The sequence below is a fragment of the Kitasatospora purpeofusca genome, assembly GCF_042691725.1.
GTDB classification, from domain to species: domain Bacteria; phylum Actinomycetota; class Actinomycetes; order Streptomycetales; family Streptomycetaceae; genus Kitasatospora; species Kitasatospora purpeofusca_B.
Map to the genome: position 1 here is coordinate 4,934,171 of NZ_CP170483.1, position 16,760 is coordinate 4,950,930.

At 73.0% G+C, this 16,760-nt stretch carries 19 protein-coding genes; 12 read left to right on the plus strand and 7 right to left on the minus strand.

The genetic code is table 11. From position 1 onward, the window contains the following. Positions 1–24: 24 nt before the first annotated feature. The 3 genes from ACFCLZ_RS20965 (at position 25) to ACFCLZ_RS20975 (ending at position 1,530) form a co-directional block, all read left to right on the plus strand. Positions 25–858 (plus strand): sulfurtransferase, encoded by an 834-nt coding sequence (locus ACFCLZ_RS20965; RefSeq protein ID WP_380286227.1) that lies wholly within the window; start codon positions 25–27, stop codon positions 856–858. A gap of 40 nt (positions 859–898) precedes the next feature. Beyond that, positions 899–1,189, plus strand: coding sequence for a DUF1416 domain-containing protein (locus tag ACFCLZ_RS20970; RefSeq protein ID WP_344343425.1), 291 nt, complete (start codon positions 899–901; stop codon positions 1,187–1,189). A 68-nt stretch (positions 1,190–1,257) separates the two neighbouring features. Continuing rightward, entirely contained in the window at positions 1,258–1,530 is a 273-nt protein-coding gene (locus ACFCLZ_RS20975) for a DUF3099 domain-containing protein (RefSeq protein ID WP_380278168.1), read from the plus strand. Here the strand turns inward: ACFCLZ_RS20975 and ACFCLZ_RS20980 are convergent. Further along, a complete protein-coding gene (locus tag ACFCLZ_RS20980; RefSeq protein ID WP_380278170.1) occupies positions 1,524–1,892 on the minus strand; it encodes a DsrE family protein in 369 nt (122 codons plus the stop codon). The two genes, ACFCLZ_RS20975 and ACFCLZ_RS20980, sit on opposite strands and share 7 nt — an antisense overlap. 272 nt (positions 1,893–2,164) lie before the next feature. On the opposite strand from ACFCLZ_RS20980, the gene ACFCLZ_RS20985 reads away from it, so the two are divergent. The 3 genes from ACFCLZ_RS20985 (at position 2,165) to ACFCLZ_RS20995 (ending at position 4,325) form a co-directional block, all read left to right on the plus strand. Further along, complete coding sequence (locus tag ACFCLZ_RS20985; protein ID WP_380278172.1) at positions 2,165–2,767, plus strand: FABP family protein; 603 nt, start codon at positions 2,165–2,167, stop codon at positions 2,765–2,767. A gap of 111 nt (positions 2,768–2,878) precedes the next feature. Then, on the plus strand, positions 2,879–3,343 hold the full coding sequence (locus tag ACFCLZ_RS20990; protein WP_380278173.1) for a Fur family transcriptional regulator: 465 nt from the start codon (positions 2,879–2,881) through the stop codon (positions 3,341–3,343). A gap of 19 nt (positions 3,344–3,362) precedes the next feature. Next, positions 3,363–4,325: a YgfZ/GcvT domain-containing protein gene (locus ACFCLZ_RS20995; RefSeq protein WP_380286228.1), complete on the plus strand. Its 963-nt coding sequence runs from the start codon at positions 3,363–3,365 to the stop codon at positions 4,323–4,325. A 4-nt stretch (positions 4,326–4,329) separates the two neighbouring features. On the opposite strand, the gene dtd is transcribed toward ACFCLZ_RS20995, so the two are convergent. Then, entirely contained in the window at positions 4,330–4,809 is a 480-nt protein-coding gene (gene dtd, locus ACFCLZ_RS21000) for a D-aminoacyl-tRNA deacylase (RefSeq protein WP_380278175.1), read from the minus strand. Between the two features lie 522 nt (positions 4,810–5,331). Between dtd and ACFCLZ_RS21005 the strand changes: the two genes are divergently transcribed. The 3 genes from ACFCLZ_RS21005 (at position 5,332) to ACFCLZ_RS21015 (ending at position 7,448) form a co-directional block, all read left to right on the plus strand. Continuing rightward, positions 5,332–5,919 (plus strand): ABC transporter substrate-binding protein, encoded by a 588-nt coding sequence (locus ACFCLZ_RS21005; protein ID WP_380278177.1) that lies wholly within the window; start codon positions 5,332–5,334, stop codon positions 5,917–5,919. Between the two features lie 79 nt (positions 5,920–5,998). Then, positions 5,999–6,958: an asparaginase gene (locus ACFCLZ_RS21010; RefSeq protein ID WP_380278179.1), complete on the plus strand. Its 960-nt coding sequence runs from the start codon at positions 5,999–6,001 to the stop codon at positions 6,956–6,958. A gap of 274 nt (positions 6,959–7,232) precedes the next feature. After that, positions 7,233–7,448, plus strand: a complete 216-nt coding sequence (locus ACFCLZ_RS21015) for a dodecin (protein ID WP_380278181.1) — start codon at positions 7,233–7,235, stop codon at positions 7,446–7,448. A gap of 15 nt (positions 7,449–7,463) precedes the next feature. Here the strand turns inward: ACFCLZ_RS21015 and ACFCLZ_RS21020 are convergent, their stop codons facing one another. From ACFCLZ_RS21020 to ACFCLZ_RS21030, 3 genes are read right to left on the minus strand one after another with little or no spacing between them, the layout of a single operon-like run. Then, complete coding sequence (locus ACFCLZ_RS21020; protein ID WP_380278183.1) at positions 7,464–8,291, minus strand: heme ABC transporter ATP-binding protein; 828 nt, start codon at positions 8,289–8,291, stop codon at positions 7,464–7,466. Further along, a complete protein-coding gene (locus ACFCLZ_RS21025) occupies positions 8,288–9,358 on the minus strand; it encodes a FecCD family ABC transporter permease (RefSeq protein WP_380278184.1) in 1,071 nt (356 codons plus the stop codon). Before ACFCLZ_RS21025 ends, ACFCLZ_RS21020 begins: the two co-directional genes overlap by 4 nt. Then, complete coding sequence (locus tag ACFCLZ_RS21030) at positions 9,355–10,455, minus strand: hemin ABC transporter substrate-binding protein (RefSeq protein WP_380278186.1); 1,101 nt, start codon at positions 10,453–10,455, stop codon at positions 9,355–9,357. Before ACFCLZ_RS21030 ends, ACFCLZ_RS21025 begins: the two co-directional genes overlap by 4 nt. Positions 10,456–10,542: 87 nt before the next feature. Between ACFCLZ_RS21030 and ACFCLZ_RS21035 the strand changes: the two genes are divergently transcribed. From ACFCLZ_RS21035 to ACFCLZ_RS21045, 3 genes are all read left to right on the plus strand, one after another. Beyond that, positions 10,543–12,090: an HtaA domain-containing protein gene (locus tag ACFCLZ_RS21035; protein WP_380278187.1), complete on the plus strand. Its 1,548-nt coding sequence runs from the start codon at positions 10,543–10,545 to the stop codon at positions 12,088–12,090. A gap of 40 nt (positions 12,091–12,130) precedes the next feature. After that, complete coding sequence (locus ACFCLZ_RS21040) at positions 12,131–13,780, plus strand: HtaA domain-containing protein (RefSeq protein WP_380278189.1); 1,650 nt, start codon at positions 12,131–12,133, stop codon at positions 13,778–13,780. Positions 13,781–13,990: 210 nt separating this feature from the next. Beyond that, positions 13,991–14,254, plus strand: a complete 264-nt coding sequence (locus tag ACFCLZ_RS21045) for a hypothetical protein (protein ID WP_380278191.1) — start codon at positions 13,991–13,993, stop codon at positions 14,252–14,254. 1,083 nt (positions 14,255–15,337) lie between these two features. Here ACFCLZ_RS21045 and ACFCLZ_RS21050 read toward each other — a convergent pair. Both ACFCLZ_RS21050 and ACFCLZ_RS21055 read right to left on the minus strand, forming a co-directional pair. Next, positions 15,338–16,012: a heme oxygenase (biliverdin-producing) gene (locus ACFCLZ_RS21050; RefSeq protein ID WP_380278192.1), complete on the minus strand. Its 675-nt coding sequence runs from the start codon at positions 16,010–16,012 to the stop codon at positions 15,338–15,340. Between the two features lie 221 nt (positions 16,013–16,233). Further along, positions 16,234–16,725: an inorganic diphosphatase gene (locus ACFCLZ_RS21055; RefSeq protein ID WP_344344657.1), complete on the minus strand. Its 492-nt coding sequence runs from the start codon at positions 16,723–16,725 to the stop codon at positions 16,234–16,236. Positions 16,726–16,760: the final 35 nt, after the last annotated feature.

The following is a 16,760-nucleotide window of genomic DNA, read 5'->3' on the forward strand; positions in this document are numbered from 1 at the left end:
CGCCCCCGGATGGAGAACATCACCATGAGCCGCAGCGACGTCCTGGTCGACGCCGACTGGGTCCAGGCCCGCCTGGACGACCCGAAGGTCGTCATCGTCGAGGTCGACGAGGACACCTCCGCCTACGAGAAGAACCACATCCGCAACGCGGTCCGGATCGACTGGAAGACGGACCTCCAGGACCCGGTCCGCCGCGACTTCATCGACCAGGCCGGTTTCGAGGCGCTGCTCAGCGCCAAGGGCATCGCCAACGACGACACCGTCGTGCTCTACGGCGGCAACAACAACTGGTTCGCCTCCTACGCCTACTGGTACTTCAAGCTGTACGGCCACGGCGACGTCCGCCTGCTCGACGGCGGCCGCAAGAAGTGGGAGCTGGACTCCCGCGACCTGGTCGTCGAGGTGCCGCAGCGCGCCGCGACCGAGTACACGGCGCAGGCCGTCGACTCCTCGATCCGCGCCTTCCGCGACGACGTGATCGCCGCCATCGGCACCCTCAACCTGGTCGACGTCCGCTCGCCCGACGAGTTCTCCGGCAAGCTGCTCGCCCCGGCCCACCTCCCGCAGGAGCAGTCGCAGCGCCCCGGCCACGTGCCGACCGCGCTCAACGTCCCGTGGGCCAAGAACGCCAACGACGACGGCACCTTCAAGAGCGACGACGAGCTCAAGGCCCTGTACGAGGCCGAGGGCCTCGACCTGGCGACGGACACCATCGCCTACTGCCGCATCGGCGAGCGCTCCGCGCTCACCTGGTTCGTGCTGCACGAGCTGCTCGGCCAGGAGAACGTGAAGAACTACGACGGTTCCTGGACCGAGTACGGCAGCCTCGTCGGCGTGCCGATCGAGCTCGGCAACTGACCAGCCGGCTCCACCCGTAAGGCAGAAGGGAAACAAGACAATGTGCGGTGCGAAGGCCGGCGGCCCGGACCTGGCAGGAGTTGACGTGGCGAACGAGACGATCATCCAGGGTTCGGTGACCCGCGACGGCGAGCCGGTCAACGGCTACGTCCGACTGCTCGACGAGAACAACGAGTTCACGGCCGAGGTCCCCACCTCGGCGACCGGCCAGTTCCGGTTCTTCGCCCGCCCGGGCAAGTGGACCCTGCGCGCGCTCATCCCGGGCCAGACCGTGGACCGCCAGGTGGTCGCCTCCCAGGGCAACCTGACCGAGGTCGCCATCGCCGTCTGACCGGCGGCGAGCGACAGCAGTACCGAGGGCCCCTGCCACGCGGGGGCCCTCGGGCATACCGTGGAAGGGTGCAGTCCCGACGGCGGCGCCGCTACTACTACGCCATGATGGGCGTCTGCCTGGGCCTCTTCGTGCTGGCCTGGGGAGCGGTCCGGTTCGTCTCCGTCCCGGCGGCCGTGGGGCTGTGCGTGGTCGCGATGGTCATCCCGCCGGCGGCGGCGGTGTTCGCCAACCGGCGCGATCCCGAGGACGACTGGTGGGACGACCCGCGCTGGGAGGATCCGAAGTGGGACGACCCCGGCCACGACCGGGACCGCCCCGACGACGAACCCCGTCAGTAGACGAGCGCCTGCACGCCGTCGGCCATGATCTCGCTGACGAAGACCTGCGCGCCCGCGATCCGGGCGCCCTCGATGAGGTCCTTCTCCTCGATCCCGCGCCGGGCCGCGCACTGGGTGCACACGGTGATGACGCCGCCGCCGGTCAGGATCCCGTCGATGAGGTCCGGCAGCGGCGCCGCGTGCGGCAGCTCGAACTCCGCCGCCCGCCCGGGCAGGGCGAACCAGGACGACTCCCCGGTCAGCCAGAGCGACACCTCGATGCCGCTGGCGACGGCCACCGCGGCCACCGTGAACGCCTGCGAGCACCGCTCGGGGGCGTCCGCCCCGGCGGTGACCTTGATGACGAGCTTCTTCGAAGACATGCCGACACCCTAGATCGCCGACGTGGTGGGGCTCACCGAGACCCGTCCCCACCCGCCGGATAGAGTGAGCGGCAGCAAAATCCACCACACTGTCGCCGCAATGGGAGCCACCCGTGTCCGGTCTGGAAATCTTCTTCGACGGTCTGCTGGCCCTCATGGCCGTGCTGATCACCTGGTTCGCCATCTTCTCCGTGATGAAGCTCTACCAGGGCCAGCGCTGAGCACTGCCGTACGGTTGAAGTACTCCCGCACCGACGACAGCGACCAGGAACATGATCGAGATCCCCTCTGACCTCCACAAGGACGTCGTCCCGCTCGCCTTCCTCCTCGGCACCTGGGAGGGCGCGGGCGTCTACGCCCCTCTGCCGGGTGAAGGGGGCCCCGGTACCGAGAAGTGCAACTTCGGCCAGGAGATCGTCATCCGCCACGACGGACGGCCCTTCCTGGAGTTCCGCTCCCGCACCTGGGTGCTGAACAACGAGGGCGAGAAGGTCCGCCCGCTGGAGAACGAGCACGCCTTCTGGCGCATCACCAGCAACCAGCACGGCACCAGCGGTGCCCGCGGGGTCGAGATCTCGTCGGTCCGCGACGACGGCACGGTGGAGATCTGGTACGGCGAGCTGGCCGACGGCAAGCCGCAGATCGACGTCTCCACCGACGCGGTGGCCCGGATCGAGGGCTCCCCGGAGTACTCGGGCGGCAAGCGGCTCTACGGCTTCGTCAACGAGGAACTGCTCTGGGTGGGCGAGAAGGCCGCCCCGAACGTCCCGCTGCGCCCGTACATGTCGGCGCAGCTGAGGAAGGTGCTCTCGCCGGCCCAGCTGGTCAAGGACATCAACGACCTGCCGGACGACGGCATCGCCTTCTTCAAGTAGGCGACACGCAGGCACGGCCGCCCGCCGCGGCGCGCACATGGGTAGGGACCGGCCCCCGGCCGGTCCCTACACTTGGTCCAGGACCCCCGACGTTTGGCAGGGAACAGGACCGTGGCGGACACCGGCACCACCGACTGGCAACTCTCCGGCGACTGGAAGGCCGACCTGCGTGAGCGCGGGTACCGGCTCACCCCCCAGCGGCAGCTCGTGCTGGAGGCCGTCGACGCGCTCGACCACGCCACCCCGGACGACATCCTCTGCCACGTCCGGCAGACCGCCAGCGGCGTCAACATCTCCACCGTCTACCGGACCCTGGAGCTGCTGGAGGAGCTGGGCCTGGTCTCGCACGCCCACCTCGGCCACGGCGCCCCGACCTACCACCTGGCGGGCCGCCACCACCATCTGCACCTGGTCTGCCGGGACTGCGAGAAGGTCACCGAGACCGGCACCGAGATCGCCCAGCCGCTGATCGACAGCCTCCGCGCCCGGCACGGCTTCGACACCGACCTCAAGCATTTCGCCATCTTCGGCCGCTGCGCCGACTGCACCGCCGAGCGCGCCGCCGAGCGGTCGTAAGCTTGCCGGTATGACCGGTCTGAAGAGCCCGCTGCTTGCCCTGCCCGGAGCCGTCCCCGCCGAGGGAACCGACGAGGGCGTGGCCGCCCACTACGGCGACCTCTTCCGCGAGCAACGGAGCCTCGCCCGGGGCACCGGCTTCGTGGACCTCTCCCACCGCGGCGTGCTCACCGTCACCGGCGAGGACCGGCTGAGCTGGTTGCACCTGCTGGTCACCCAGCACGTCAGCGCGCTGGCGCCGCAGCAGGCCACCGAGGCGCTGGTGCTCTCCCCGAACGGGCACGTCGAGCACGCCCTCTACCTGGTCGACGACGGCACCACCACCTGGGCGCACGTCGAGCCGGGCACCCAGCAGGCGCTGGTCGGCTACCTGGAGAGCATGAAGTTCTTCTACCGGGTCGAGGTGGCCGACGCGACCGCCGACTACGCGGTGGTCCACCTGCCGGCCGGCTCCACCGCCTCCGCCGAGGGCGCGGCGGCCGTCCGCGAACTGCCCTACGGGCGCGACCTCTTCCTGCCGCGCGCCGAGCTGGCGGAGCGGACGGCGGACTACGGTCCGGCGGCCGGCGTCTGGGCGTACGAGGCGCTGCGGATCGAGGGCCACCGGCCGCGGCTCGGCTTCGAGACCGACCACCGGACCATCCCGCACGAGGTGGACTGGCTGACCAGCGCCGTCCACCTGCAGAAGGGCTGCTACCGGGGACAGGAGACGGTGGCCCGGGTGCACAACCTGGGGCGTCCTCCGCGCCGGCTGGTCTTCCTGCACCTGGACGGCACCGAGGAGGTGCTGCCCCCGCACGGCACGCAGGTGCGGCTCGCCTCGGACCCGCAGGGGCGGGCGCTCGGCTTCGTCACCTCCTCGGCGCGCCACCACGAGCTGGGACCGATCGCGCTGGCCATCGTGAAGCGCAACGTCCCGGTGGACGCGGTGCTGCTGGCCGGCACGGTGCCGGGGACGCAGGACGTGATCGTCCCGCAGTAGCGCCTCAGACCTCGACGAGCACGGTGAACGGGCCGTCGTTCACCAGGGCGACCTTCATGTCGGCGCCGAAGCGGCCGGTCTCGACCTTGGCGCCGAGCGCGCGCAGCTGGGCGACCACCTCGTCCACCAGCGGCTCGGCGACCGGGCCGGGCGCGGCGGCGTTCCAGGTGGGGCGGCGGCCCTTGCGGGCGTCGCCGTAGAGCGTGAACTGGCTGATCACCAGCAGCGGCGCCCCGATGTCGGAGCACGACCGCTCCACACCGCGATTCCCCCGCTCGCCTTCGGCGTCGGCTCGGGGGGAGGGGTCATCGGCCGGCAGCAGCCGCAGCGTCCAGAGCTTGCGGGCCAGCTGGGCCGCCTTGGCGGGGGTGTCGTCATGGGTGACCCCGACCAGGACGCAGAGCCCGGGCTCCTCGATCGCGCCGACGGTCTCCCCGGCCACCGTCACCCGGGCCTCGGCCACTCGCTGCACCACTGCTCGCATGCGGCCATTCTGCCGGAGCCGGCGAGGGGCGTGAGCAGAGCCCTGGGGCGCTCGGAGCCATAGCGCACGCCGGGTAGCACGCGCCTGCGTGCAGCATGGCGGTGTTCTCCCGGCGAAAAGCTTCGGTCGTATCAGCCACCCCTCTTCGCCAGGGGGCCGTTCGGGTGCACGGGCGGTGCGGCGGCGCCGGGCGGGGTGGCACGCTGGGAGACCGTACGAGGGCGGTCCCGCCGCTCCGCCGCACAGGGCGGGGGCGATCGGACGCGTCCGAGGTCCGGGGCGCCGAGGTCCGCCGCGCCGGGCCCGGTTCGGCCGGGCGGCCGAGCCGGTAGGGCAGGCGTTCTGGTCGTGTCGCCCCGGCGGGTGGCCACGGCCGGGGGCGGGAATCTTCGCGGGCGTCCGGGCGTGCCTCCGGACGGGAACGCGCCACTGGCGCGCGCGGCGGTTGACGGGCCGGACCGGCGGCAGGCGACGGGGCGCCGCGAGTGGGCGGGATCGGGACGACGGCAGGTGGGTTGGTTGATGGACGCGATCAGCGCGGCACAGGACCGGTACGGGCGGCTGCCCGAGGAGCCCGGGGCCGGCTCCGAGCCGGACCTCGGACGGTTGGGCCTGGACCAACTGCGGACCCTGCGCCGGGACACCCTGGAACAGGAGGCCGACCTCTCCTACCTGCGGCGGCTGCTGCACGGCCGGATGGACATCCTGCTGGCCGAGCTGGACCGCAGGCCGGGAGCCGGTGCCGCCCGCCCGGCGGACGCGGCGGAGCCGGCCGGCGCCCTGCTGGAGCGGCTGCCGGCCATCCTGACGGACGCGCCGTCCACCGTCCGCCGCTCGGCCCGGCACGTCACGCTGGGGCCGCCGCGCGGGGAGCAGTCCCAGCTGGAGGCGGACACGTTGATGGGCGACGTCCAGCTGGCCGACCTGGCGGCGCACCCGGCCGAGGAACTTCTGGCGGCGCTGGAACGGCTGCGGGAGCACGAGCGGGAGGTGTCCGGGCGGCGGCAGCGACTGTTGCGGACGGCGGACGGCTGCAACGCCGAAATCACCCGCAGGTACCGTGATGGGGAAGCACGGGTCGACGACCTGCTCGCAGGCGGCCCGCTCTGACAGGTGCGAGGGCCGCCGGGGGCGGGGGACGGGCCCGGCTCGCCCCCCGGTTCACCCTCACCTCCGGAAGGCTTTCGCCATGTCCAGTTCCGCTGCCCTGCCCGTGCTCGCCGAGGTCGTCCGCTCGGGTTTCGTCGAAGGCCGACACCACGGTTCGCTGGTGCTGCTGGCCGCCGACGGCTCGGTCGAGTTCGCGCTGGGCACGCCGGACGCGCCGGTCTTCCCGCGTTCCTGCGCCAAGCCGTTCCAGGCGGTGGCCACCCTGCGGGCCGGGCTGGCGATCGAGGGGGAGCTGCTGGCGCTGGCGGCCTCCAGCCACTCCGCAGAATCGTTTCACCTTGATGGCGTGCGGCGGATCCTCGCCGGTGCGGGGCTGGACGAGTCCGCCCTGCGCACCCCGGCCGACCTCCCGCTCGACGACCTGGAGGCGGAGCTGCACCTGCGTTGGGGCGGCGACCGCGAGCCGATCCTGATGGACTGCTCCGGCAAGCACGCCGGCTGGCTGGCCGCCTGCGCCGCCAACGGCTGGCCCACCGACAGCTACCTCGACCCGGAGCACCCGATCCAGCGGCTGGCGCGCGAGGCCCTGGAGGAGGCCGTCGGCGAGCCGGCCGCGCACTCCGGGGTGGACGGCTGCGGCGCACCGCTGCTGGCCGTCGGCCTGACCGGCCTGGCCCGCGCCTACCGCGCCCTGGTGCTGGCCGAGCCCGGCACCCCGCAGCGCCGGGTCGCCGACGCGATGCGGGCGCACCCCGAGTACGTGGCCGGCACCCGCCGGGCCGACACCCGGCTGATGCGGGCGGTGCCCGGTGCGCTCGCCAAGATGGGCGCGGAGGCCGTCCAGGTGGTGGCGCTGCCGGACGGGCGGGCGCTCGCCTTCAAGATCGACGACGGCGCCGAGCGGGCCCGCGGCCCCGTCCTGGCCGCCGCGCTGCGCCGCCTCGGGGTGACCACCGGTGACGGCACGCTGGAGCGCATCGCCGCCTCCCCGCTGTACGGCGGCGGCGTCCGGGTCGGAGAGGTCCGCGCGGCCTTCTGATAGTCGCCCGCTCGCCTCCGGGGCGCTGTGACCCGGTGCCGACGGTCGGCGCTCCCTCGCTCCTGCGTCGCTCCCTCGCTTCTCCCTTTCGGCACCGGCGCGCCCCTTCGGCTCGGGGCGGGTGGGCCTTCGGCCCGTGCCGGGGCGGAGTCGCCCGCTCGCCGCAGGCAGGGGGCTCGGGGCGGGGTTACTCACACGCCCGTCTCCGCGTGCGGACGGACGGCCCCCGGTGCACCGTGGACCGGGGGCCGTCGCACAGCTGAGGGAGTCCGCCATGACCGAGCACGTGTACCGGGTGACCGAGATCGTCGGTTCCTCGACCGAGAGCATCGACGCCGCGATCCGCAACGGCGTCGACCGCGCCTCCCGGACGCTGCGCCACCTCGACTGGTTCGAGGTCTCGCAGATCAGGGGCCACCTCGCCGAGGGGCGGATCAAGCACTACCAGGTGTGCATGAAGGTCGGATTCCGGCTGGAGGACGAGAGCTGAGTCGTCCGCGCCGGGTCACCCGCGCTCCGGCAGCACCAGCGGCAGCCCCGTGCGCGGGTGCGGCAGCACCTCGACCGGGTGCCCGTACACCTCGCTGAGCAGCGGCCCGCGCAGCACCTCGGCCACCGGCCCGTCGGCGACGGTCGCGCCGTCGGCCAGCAGCACCACCCGGTCCGCGTAGGCCGCCGCGAGCGACAGGTCGTGCAGGACGACGACCACCCCGTCCCCGGCGGCGGCCCGGGTGCGGGCGAGGCGCAGCACCAGTTCCTGGTGGCGCAGGTCCAGCGCGGCGGTGGGTTCGTCGAGCAGCAGCAGGGCGGTGCGCTGGGCGAGCACCCGGGCCAGGGCGACGCGGGCGCGTTCGCCGCCGGAGAGCGCGGTGAACGGCCGTCCGGTGAAGGCGGCGGACTCGGTCGCGGCCATCGCCTCGGCGACCACCCGCTCGTCCTCGGCGGCGGCCGCGGTGTCGGCCCAGGGGGCGCGGCCCATCCGGACCACCTCGTCGGCCGGGAACGGGAAGGACAGCGCGGCCGCCTGCGGCAGCAGTGCCCGGCGCCGGGCGAGGTCGGCGGGCCGGTAGCCGGCCAGCGGGCGGCCGTCCAGCCGGACCTCGCCCGCGGTCGGCGCGAGGTCGCCGGCCAGCACGGAGAGCAGCGTGGACTTGCCCGCGCCGTTCGGCCCGAGCAGGGCGACCACCTCGCCGGCGGCGACCCGGACGTCCGCGCCGGCCAGCAGGTCGCGCCCGCCGACGGTCAGCCGGACGGCCTCGGCGGTGAGCAGTTCGGTGCCGGGGGCCGGTCGTCCGGGCACCTCGGGGCGGCTGCGCAGCGTACGGATCCTCATGCCCAGCCTCCCTGCTTGGTCCTGGTGCGGCGCAGCAGCCAGAAGAAGAACGGGCTGCCGATCAGCGCGGTGAGCACGCCGAGCGGGAGTTCGGCCGGTTCGGCCAGGGTGCGCGCGGCGAGGTCGGCGGCGACCAGGACGAGCGCGCCGCCGAGCGCGGAGGCGGGCAGCAGGAAGCGGTGGCCGGGGCCGGCGACCATCCGCAGCAGGTGCGGGACGACCAGGCCGACGAAGCCGATGATGCCGCTGACCGCGACGGCGGCGGCGGTGAGCAGGGCGACCACGGTGATCAGCACCAGCCGCATCCGCTCGACGTCCACGCCGAGGTGGCGGGCGGGCCGTTCGCCGAGCGCCAGCAGGTCCAGCGAGCGGGCGTAGCGGGGTGCGACGGCGAGGCCGACGAGGGCGAACGGGAGGACGGCGAGCACCTTGCCCCAGGTGGCCTGGGAGAGCGAGCCGAGCTGCCAGAAGGTGACCTGGCTGATCGCCGCGGAGTCGGCGGTGAACAGGAACAGGCCGATCAGGGCGCCGCAGAAGGCGTTCACCGCGACGCCGGTGAGGATCAGCGTGACCACCTCGGTACGGCCGCCGGAGCGGGACATCGCGTAGACCGCGAAGACCGTCAGCAGGCCGGTGGCGAAGGCGGAGGCGGTCACCGTCCAGGTGCCGAGCCCGTCCAGGCCGAGCACGATGCAGCCGACCGCGCCGACCGCGCCGCCGGAGGAGACGCCGATGACGGCCGGTTCGGCGAGCGGGTTGCCGAACATGCCCTGCATCAGCGCGCCCGCGCAGCCGAGCGCGCCGCCGACCAGCAGGGCGAGCACCACCCGGGGCAGCCGGACGTTCCAGAGCACCGACTCGGGGACGCGGTCGAGTGCGTGGCCGCCGAGCCCGAGCCGGTGGCCGACGGAGGCGAGGATGTCGCCGAGCGGGATGCGGTAGGCGCCGGTGCCGGCCGCGAGCAGGGCGCAGAGCAGCAGGGCGGCGGCGAGGCCGGCGGTGATCAGGGCGGTGCGGCTGGTGCGCCCGGCCACGGGAAGGCTCCGGTCGGTGACGGCGGCGGTCACTGGGCGGCCTTCGGGTAGAGCTGTTCGGCGATCTCGCGGATCACCTGCGGGGTGCGCGGGCCGTAGCTGAGCAGTTGGCCGTCCTCGATCGAGACGATCCGGCGGTCGAGCCCGGCCGGGGTCTGGGCGACGCCGGGGAGCTTGAGCAGGCCGTCGACGCCGTCGACGGAGTCGAGTCCCTTGCTCATCACCAGGATCGCGTCGGGGGCGGCCTTGACCAGGGCCTCGCTGGTGAGCGGGGTGAAGTCGCCGCTGAGGCCTGCGGCGGTGCCGGCGTCCTCGCCGCCGACCGCCTCGATCAGCGAGCCGGCGCCGGAGGCCGGGCCGCCGAGCAGGTAGACCGAGGCGCTGCCGCGCAGGTAGAGGAAGGCGACCTTGGGGCGGCGCTCGACGGCGGGCAGGGCGGCCCTGGCCTCGGTGATCCGCTGCTCGGTGCGCTCCTTCAACTGCCGTCCGGCGTCGGGGACTCCGAGGGCGGCGGCGACGGTGTCGATGCGCGGGCCGACGTCCTCCAGCCGCTTGGCGTCGTCCAGGACGAGCAGCGGGACGCCGGCCGCGCGGATCTGCGCGATCGCCTCGGCCGGGCCGGTGGTGCGGTCGGCGAGGACGACGGTCGGGTGCAGGGAGAGCACGCCCTCGGCGGAGACGTCGTGGGCCTGGGTGATCACGGGCAGGGCGGCGGCCTGCTCGAAGGTGGTGGAGACGTCCCGGGCGACGACCTTGGGGCCGAGGCCGAGGCTGAAGACGATCTCGGCCAGGCTGCCGTTGAGCGGGATGATCCGCTCGGCGCTGGTGACGGTGGCCGTGCGGCCGTCGGCGGAGGTCGCGGTGGCGGGGAGCTGCGGGGTCGGCGGGTCGGGCAGCGGCTCGACCGCGTCCGGGGCGCGTGAGCCGGTTCCGGTGGCCGAACCGGTGGCGCCGGTGGCCGCGCCGCAGGCGGTCAGCGCGAGCAGCAGACCGAGCAGGAGCAGCAGGATCGCGGGGCCGCGGACGGCCCGATGTCGGGTGGTACTGCTGCTCAACGTCGTTCCCTTCGTCGGGAGTTGTCGCCGCCGGTGAGTGGGGTGCGGGGGTGCCCGGCGGGGCTCTTGACTCATATATTAGGTTAGCCTTACCTAAAACCAGCAAGGGGGTCGGCGATCCGCCGACCCTGCTTTCCCCTGTCGCGCCGAGGAGTGATCCGCGTGCCTCTGCCCCATCGGCTCCGCCGTCTGACCGCCGGCCTGGTGGCCGCCCTGGCGGCCCTGTTGACGGTCGCCCTGCTGCCCGGCCAGGCGGTGGCGGCCGAGGGGCGGGTGTCCGGCGGGCGGCTCGACTGGGGGATCAAGCAGTCCTTCCTGACGTACGTCACCGGGCCCATCTCCCAGGGGAGCTGGTCGCTCACCGGCGGCGCGGCCACGGTCGCCGGCAGCGGCTTCCGCTTCCACTCCGCCACCGGCACGTACGACCCGGCGAGCGGCGCGCTGAGCGCCGCGTTCTCCGGCGGGGTCCGCTTCACCGGGCACCAGGAGAACGGCGCCAACGCGCTCGACCTGAGCATCGGGCGGCTCACCTTCCGGGCCACCGCGGGCGGTGCGGCCGGGCTCTACGCGGACGTCAGCAGCAAGTCCCGGGAGACCGGGCAGGTCAGCAGCGCGAGCCAGGCCAAGCTGGCGGACCTCTCGCTGGCCGGCGTCGACCTGCGCGGCGCGGCCGGGACCCTGACGCTCGGCAACGTCCCGGCGACGCTGACCGACGCGGGCGCCAAGGCCTTCGGCGGGTTCTACACCGCCGGGACGGCGCTCGACCCGGTCAACCTGTCGGTCAACCTCCCGGCGGCGCAGCCGGCCCCGGCCGCGCCCACCACTCCGACGGCCTCGACGGCCCCGACGGCCCCGTCCGCGTCCACCGCGCCGAGTGCGGCCGCGTCCGAGCCCGCGTCGCCGAGCGCCGCGCCGTCGTCGACCGCCCCGGCGGCTCCGACCGACACCCCGGCCCCGACCACCGCCCCGGCCGCCGCCACCGAGTTCGGCAACGGCGCGCTCGACTGGGGTGTGCGGCGCACCTTCCGCGACTACGTCACCGGCGGGATCGCCCAGGGCCGTTGGGAGCCCACCGGCGGTGCGGCGGACGGCGGCGCGTTCTTCCGCTGGACGCCCGCCAAGGGCACCTACGACCCGGCGAGCGGTGCGCTCACCGCCGCCTTCTCCGGCAGCGTGCGCTTCACCGGACTGAAGAGCGGCGACGCCTACGGCCTGGACCTCACCCTGGCCAACCCGGGCGTCACCGTCGCCGACGGCAAGGGCGTCCTGCGCGCCGACGTCTCCGGCCGCACGCCGGACGGCGCCGCGCAGCAGCTCACCGGCGTCGAACTGGCGACCTTCGACCCGGCCGGCCTCAAGGCCGAGGGCGGGCTGCTCAAGGCCGTCGAACTCCCGCTCACGCTCACCGAGCCGGGCGGCAAGGCCTTCGGCGGCCTCTACCCGGCGGGCACGGAGATGGACCCGCTGAGCTTCGCCGTCGCCCTCGACCCGGCCGCCGCCCTCCCGCCGCTGCCCGACATCGGCAGCGCCCCGGCCGTCGCGCCGAGCCCGTCCGTCACGCCGGTCGCCGCCACCACCGACGCCGAGGGCTCGGGCGGCGTGCCGACGGCGGCCGTGGTGGCCGGCGGTGCGGCCGTCGCCGCGCTGGCCGTGACCGGTGGCCTGTTCGCCCTCCGCCGCCGTCGGTCCACCCCCGCCGACGCGGTCTGATCCCCTTTCTCCCCCCCGTTCATCGATCGGAGTTCCCCCCATGTCCCGCAACCGCACCCGGATGGCCGCCCTGGCCGCCGTCACCGCCGGCCTCGGCCTGACCGCCTTCGGTGCCCCGGCCCTGGCCTTCGGCGCCGGCGCGCCGAGCAGCGTCACCTACGACACCGGCGCGCTGGACTGGGGGGTGAAGGCCAGCTTCCGGAACTACGTCACCGGGCCGGCCGGCCAGGGCGCGGTGGAGCTGAGCGGCGGCGCGACCACCAACGCCGACGGCACGTTCCACTTCGGGCTGGCGAGCGCGCGCTACGACCTGAGCACGCATGTGCTGACCTCCGCGTTCACCGGCGGGGTGCGGTTCACCGCCCACCACGGGGCGCTGGACGTCGGGCTGAGCGACCTGAAGATCACCACGGCGGGGACGGCCGGCACGCTCACCGCGGACACCGCCTCCAAGGAGTCGATGGGCGCGACGGAGGTCACCAAGCGGGACGACGTGCCGCTGGTGACCTTCACCGTGGGCCGGGACACCACGACGGGCGTGCCGACGGCGGCGAAGCTGACGGAGGAGGGTGCCAAGGCGTTCGCGGGCTTCTACCAGGCCGGGGCGGACATGGACCCGCTGGCACTGCTGCTCAAGCAGAGCCCGGCCACCCCGTCCCCGACCGCCACGCCGACGGTCACGGCCACCGCCACCGCCACGGCCTCTCCCACGGCGACCGCCACCCCCACGCAGTCGCCGTCCGCGACCGCCTCTCCGACGGCCACCGCCACGCCGTCGGCCACGCCCTCCGCCACCCAGTCGCCGTCGGCGACCTCCTCGCCGTCCGCGACCTCGTCCCCGAGCGCCACCACCACCGCCACGACCACGCCGTCCGCGACCGGCAGCCCGTCCACCGCGCCGAGCGGCAACGGTGAACTCGCCGTCGTCAACGGCACCCTGGACTGGTCGGTCAAGGAGAGCTTCCGCAAGTACCTGCAGAGCCCGGTGGCCAACGGCAAGGTCGAGTTCGGCGCCGGCGCGGCCGACTACCGCTTCGGCGGCGGCAGCGGCAGCTACAACACCAAGAGCCACGCCCTGTCGGCGGGCTTCGCCGGCTCGGTGCGCTTCCTCGGCCACCCGGCCGAGGGCGGCGGCTACCAGCTGGACACCACCTTCTCCAAGCTGGGCCTGAGCATCGACAAGGACGGCGCCTTCCTGACCGCCGACGTCAATGCCAAGTCCCTGGACGGGAGGACGACCTCGCTGTCCGCCGCCCGGATCGCCAAGCTGGACGTGTCGAAGGCGAACCTCGCCCCGGTCAACGGCGTGGTGACGCTCAACGCCGTCCCGGCCACCCTGACCGCCGAGGGCGTCCCGGCCTTCGCCAACTACAAGGCGGGCGAGGCCCTCGACCCGGTCACCGTCTCGCTGGCCTTCGACAAGAACGCCCAGCTGCCCACCACCCCGCCGTCCGGCGGCACGGCGGGCGGCACCACCACCGGCACGACCGGCTCCGCCGGAGGTACCGGTACGGTCGGCGGAGCCTCCCTGACCACCACCGGCGGCACCACGGTCGGCGGCTCCGGCGTGCTGGCCTCCACCGGCTCCTCCACCCCGGTGGCCCCCCTCCTGGCCACCGCAGGCGGCCTGCTCCTCCTCGGCGGCGGCGCCACCGCCCTGGCCCGCCACCGCAAGTCGACCACCGCCTGATCAGAAGGGCCGGAGTGGGAAGTCGGCGGACCCGACTTCCCACTCCGCACGATGGGCCCTACCCGCAGGGGAAGTTCCTCGACCGGCTCCGCGATACCCACGCCGCCGTCCGCCCTCACCCCGCCAGGCCACCGGCTGGATCACGGGCCGCCCCGGCGCTCGCCCGAGCTCACGGCCGCCGCCGACCACGTCCGCACCTTCGCGACCATCATGACCAACCGCGAAGGAGACCGGCTTCGACACTGGATCGCCGACGTCTGCGCAGACGAACAGGCCGGCCTGGCCAACTTCGCCGCCAGACTGCTCCCCGACCTCGACGCTGTCGTTTACGGCATGAGCACTGACTGGTCATCTGGCCTGTTCGAAGGCCGCGTCAACGACCTGAAGGCGCTCAAGCGCAGCATGTTCGGCAGAGCGAAACCGCCGCTCTTGCGCAAGCGGCTCCTCCTACTCGCGGCCAGCCGCCAGTCCTAACCTCTGGTGCCTCGGGTCTGACGGTCCAGGAAAGCGATCAACCGCGTCTCCGAACATAGAAGCCGCTCTCGCTGCCCAAGGGGAAGAGAGGCAAGGGTGTCGACCACGACTCGCTTCCGCGGGATGTGCACCAGGTTGCTGGAGTAGATCCTGCAACCGGAACACCACGCGAGTCCGATGCAGCGCTCGAACATGGAGGACTCGGGCGGGTGCAAGCGGTACTGGAACGAGCGGACAGGCGTTCCGCAGGCGGCGCAGACTCGTCGAACCCCGTCGGGAATCGCCGCCCAGGTCGCGACCTTTCGCCAGTAATGTCGCCCGGCCTGTGCTCTTCAAGTCGTCATGCTGGGCATTCTGCCTCACAGCGATTCGCCCAACACAGCCGACCGAGCAGCGTTCTGGCCGACCACAGACCGTAGCTGCCACAGCATGCCCTTCACGAAATCCGTGCCTGAACCAAAACTCACCGGCGCAGACAGATCCCGGAGCAGGAAGTCGGCCTGACCGACTTCCCACTCCATGCCCGGCGGACCGGAGCTGTGCTCGGTGGTCCTCGCTCGACCCGAGCGAGGACCACCAACCCACCAGCACGTAGTTCCTGCGGCGCCTCGCGTGGAGCGAGGGGCCGCCCACAAAGCCGCGCAGCTTCCACCTGGAGTAGGAAGTCGGCCTCGTCGACTTCCTACTCCGTCGGACCTCAGGCGAAATGGCGACCGGTGGCCCCTTGCAGCGAGCAAGGGGCCACCGAAGGCAATAGCGCACAAGCGTCGCCCATAGTGGAAAGTCGATCTCGCCGACTTCCCACTCCCACGGGGCTGCTCCTCGCTCGGGTCGAGCGAGGAGCAGCCGGGGGCTGGCGGGGTGATTGCGGGCCAGGGAGTCGGACGGGCCGACTTTCCACTCCGCGTACCGAACCTCGCAGACCGCGCAGCACCCACGACATGGCTCCGGAGTGGGAAGTCGTCCCCTTCGACTTCTTACTCCAGGGCGGGGTGGGGCGGGTGGGGGGTGCGCGGATTGGCTGGCGGGGTGATTGCGGAGCAGGAAGTCGGATGGGCCGACTTCCTGCTCCCGTTCAGTCGTTCAGGCGCTCAGCGGGTACCGGGTGTCCAGGTCGCGGAAGAGGGCGCCGTTCAGCTGGAAGGCGCGCTTGCACTCGTCGACCACCCGGCGGCGCTCGACCTCGTCCAGGGCCAGTCCGGCGGCGTCCAGCTTGGACCGGTAGTCGCGCTTGAAGGCGGCCGGGTTGTCCACGCCCTCGAAGACGTAGAACCGCACGCCGTCGCCCTTGCGCTCGAAGCCCCAGGTCTTCTCGGCGATACCGCGGATGATCTGACCACCCGACAGGTCGCCCAGGTAGCGGGTGTAGTGATGGGCGACGTAGCCCGCCGGCCACTCGGCCGCGAGCTCCTCCAGCCGGGTGACGTACGCGGCGGTGGCGGGCAGCGGGGCGAGGCCCTCGCGCCACTGCGGGCCGCGCAGGTGGGCCAGGTCGCGCTCGATGGCCTCGGTCCGCAGCACCGCGGGATCGATGAACGGCCCGGCCACCGGGTGCTCCGCCAGCTCGGCGGCCCGCTCCTCCAGCGCCCGGTAGACGAACCAGAGCTGGCCGGTGAGGTCGGCGTACGCCTCGACGCCGAGGTGCCCGCCGAGCAGGCGGCTCATGAAGGACGACTGCTCGGCCGCCTCGTGCTCGGCGCTGCTGGCGGTGCGCAGCACGGTGGAGAACGGGACGACGGGCTGCTCGGGTATGGGCATGCGGGCCTCCAGAGATCGAGAACACCCCCGATTGCTTTGGTTAGCCTAACCTAATCAATCATCATGCCGACAGGGTGTCGGGAAGAATCGCGCCGACCCCCGGGAACGGCGAAGGCCGGGACCCGCGGAAAACTCCGCGAACCCCGGCCTCCGACTGCCTCGACCTACCTCGAAGCGCCCTGGCGGACGGACCGCCGGACGGACGAGACGGGTACGACGGCTCAGTGACCGCCCTGCTCCGCCAGACGCTTGATCGACGCGGTGACCTCGGCCTCGGCCTCGGTGCGGCCGACCCAGTTGGCGCCCTCGACGGACTTGCCGGGCTCCAGGTCCTTGTAGACCTCGAAGAAGTGCTGGATCTCCAGGCGGTCGAACTCCGACACGTGGTGGATGTCCTGCAGGTGCTCCCAGCGCGGGTCGGTCGCCGGGACGCAGAGCAGCTTGTCGTCGCCGCCGGCCTCGTCCGTCATCTTGAACATGCCGATGACGCGGCACTTGATCAGGCAACCGGGGAAGGTCGGCTCGTCCAGGATGACCAGGGCGTCCAGCGGGTCACCGTCGTCCGCCAGGGTGCCCTCGACGTAGCCGTAGTCGGCCGGGTAGCGGGTCGAGGTGAAGAGCATCCGGTCGAGCCGCAGACGGCCGGTCTCGTGGTCGACCTCGTACTTGTTACGAGAGCCCTTCGGGATTTCGATAAGGACGTCGAACTCCAACGGTTCCTCCAAGGTAGGGACTGACAGAATCCAAG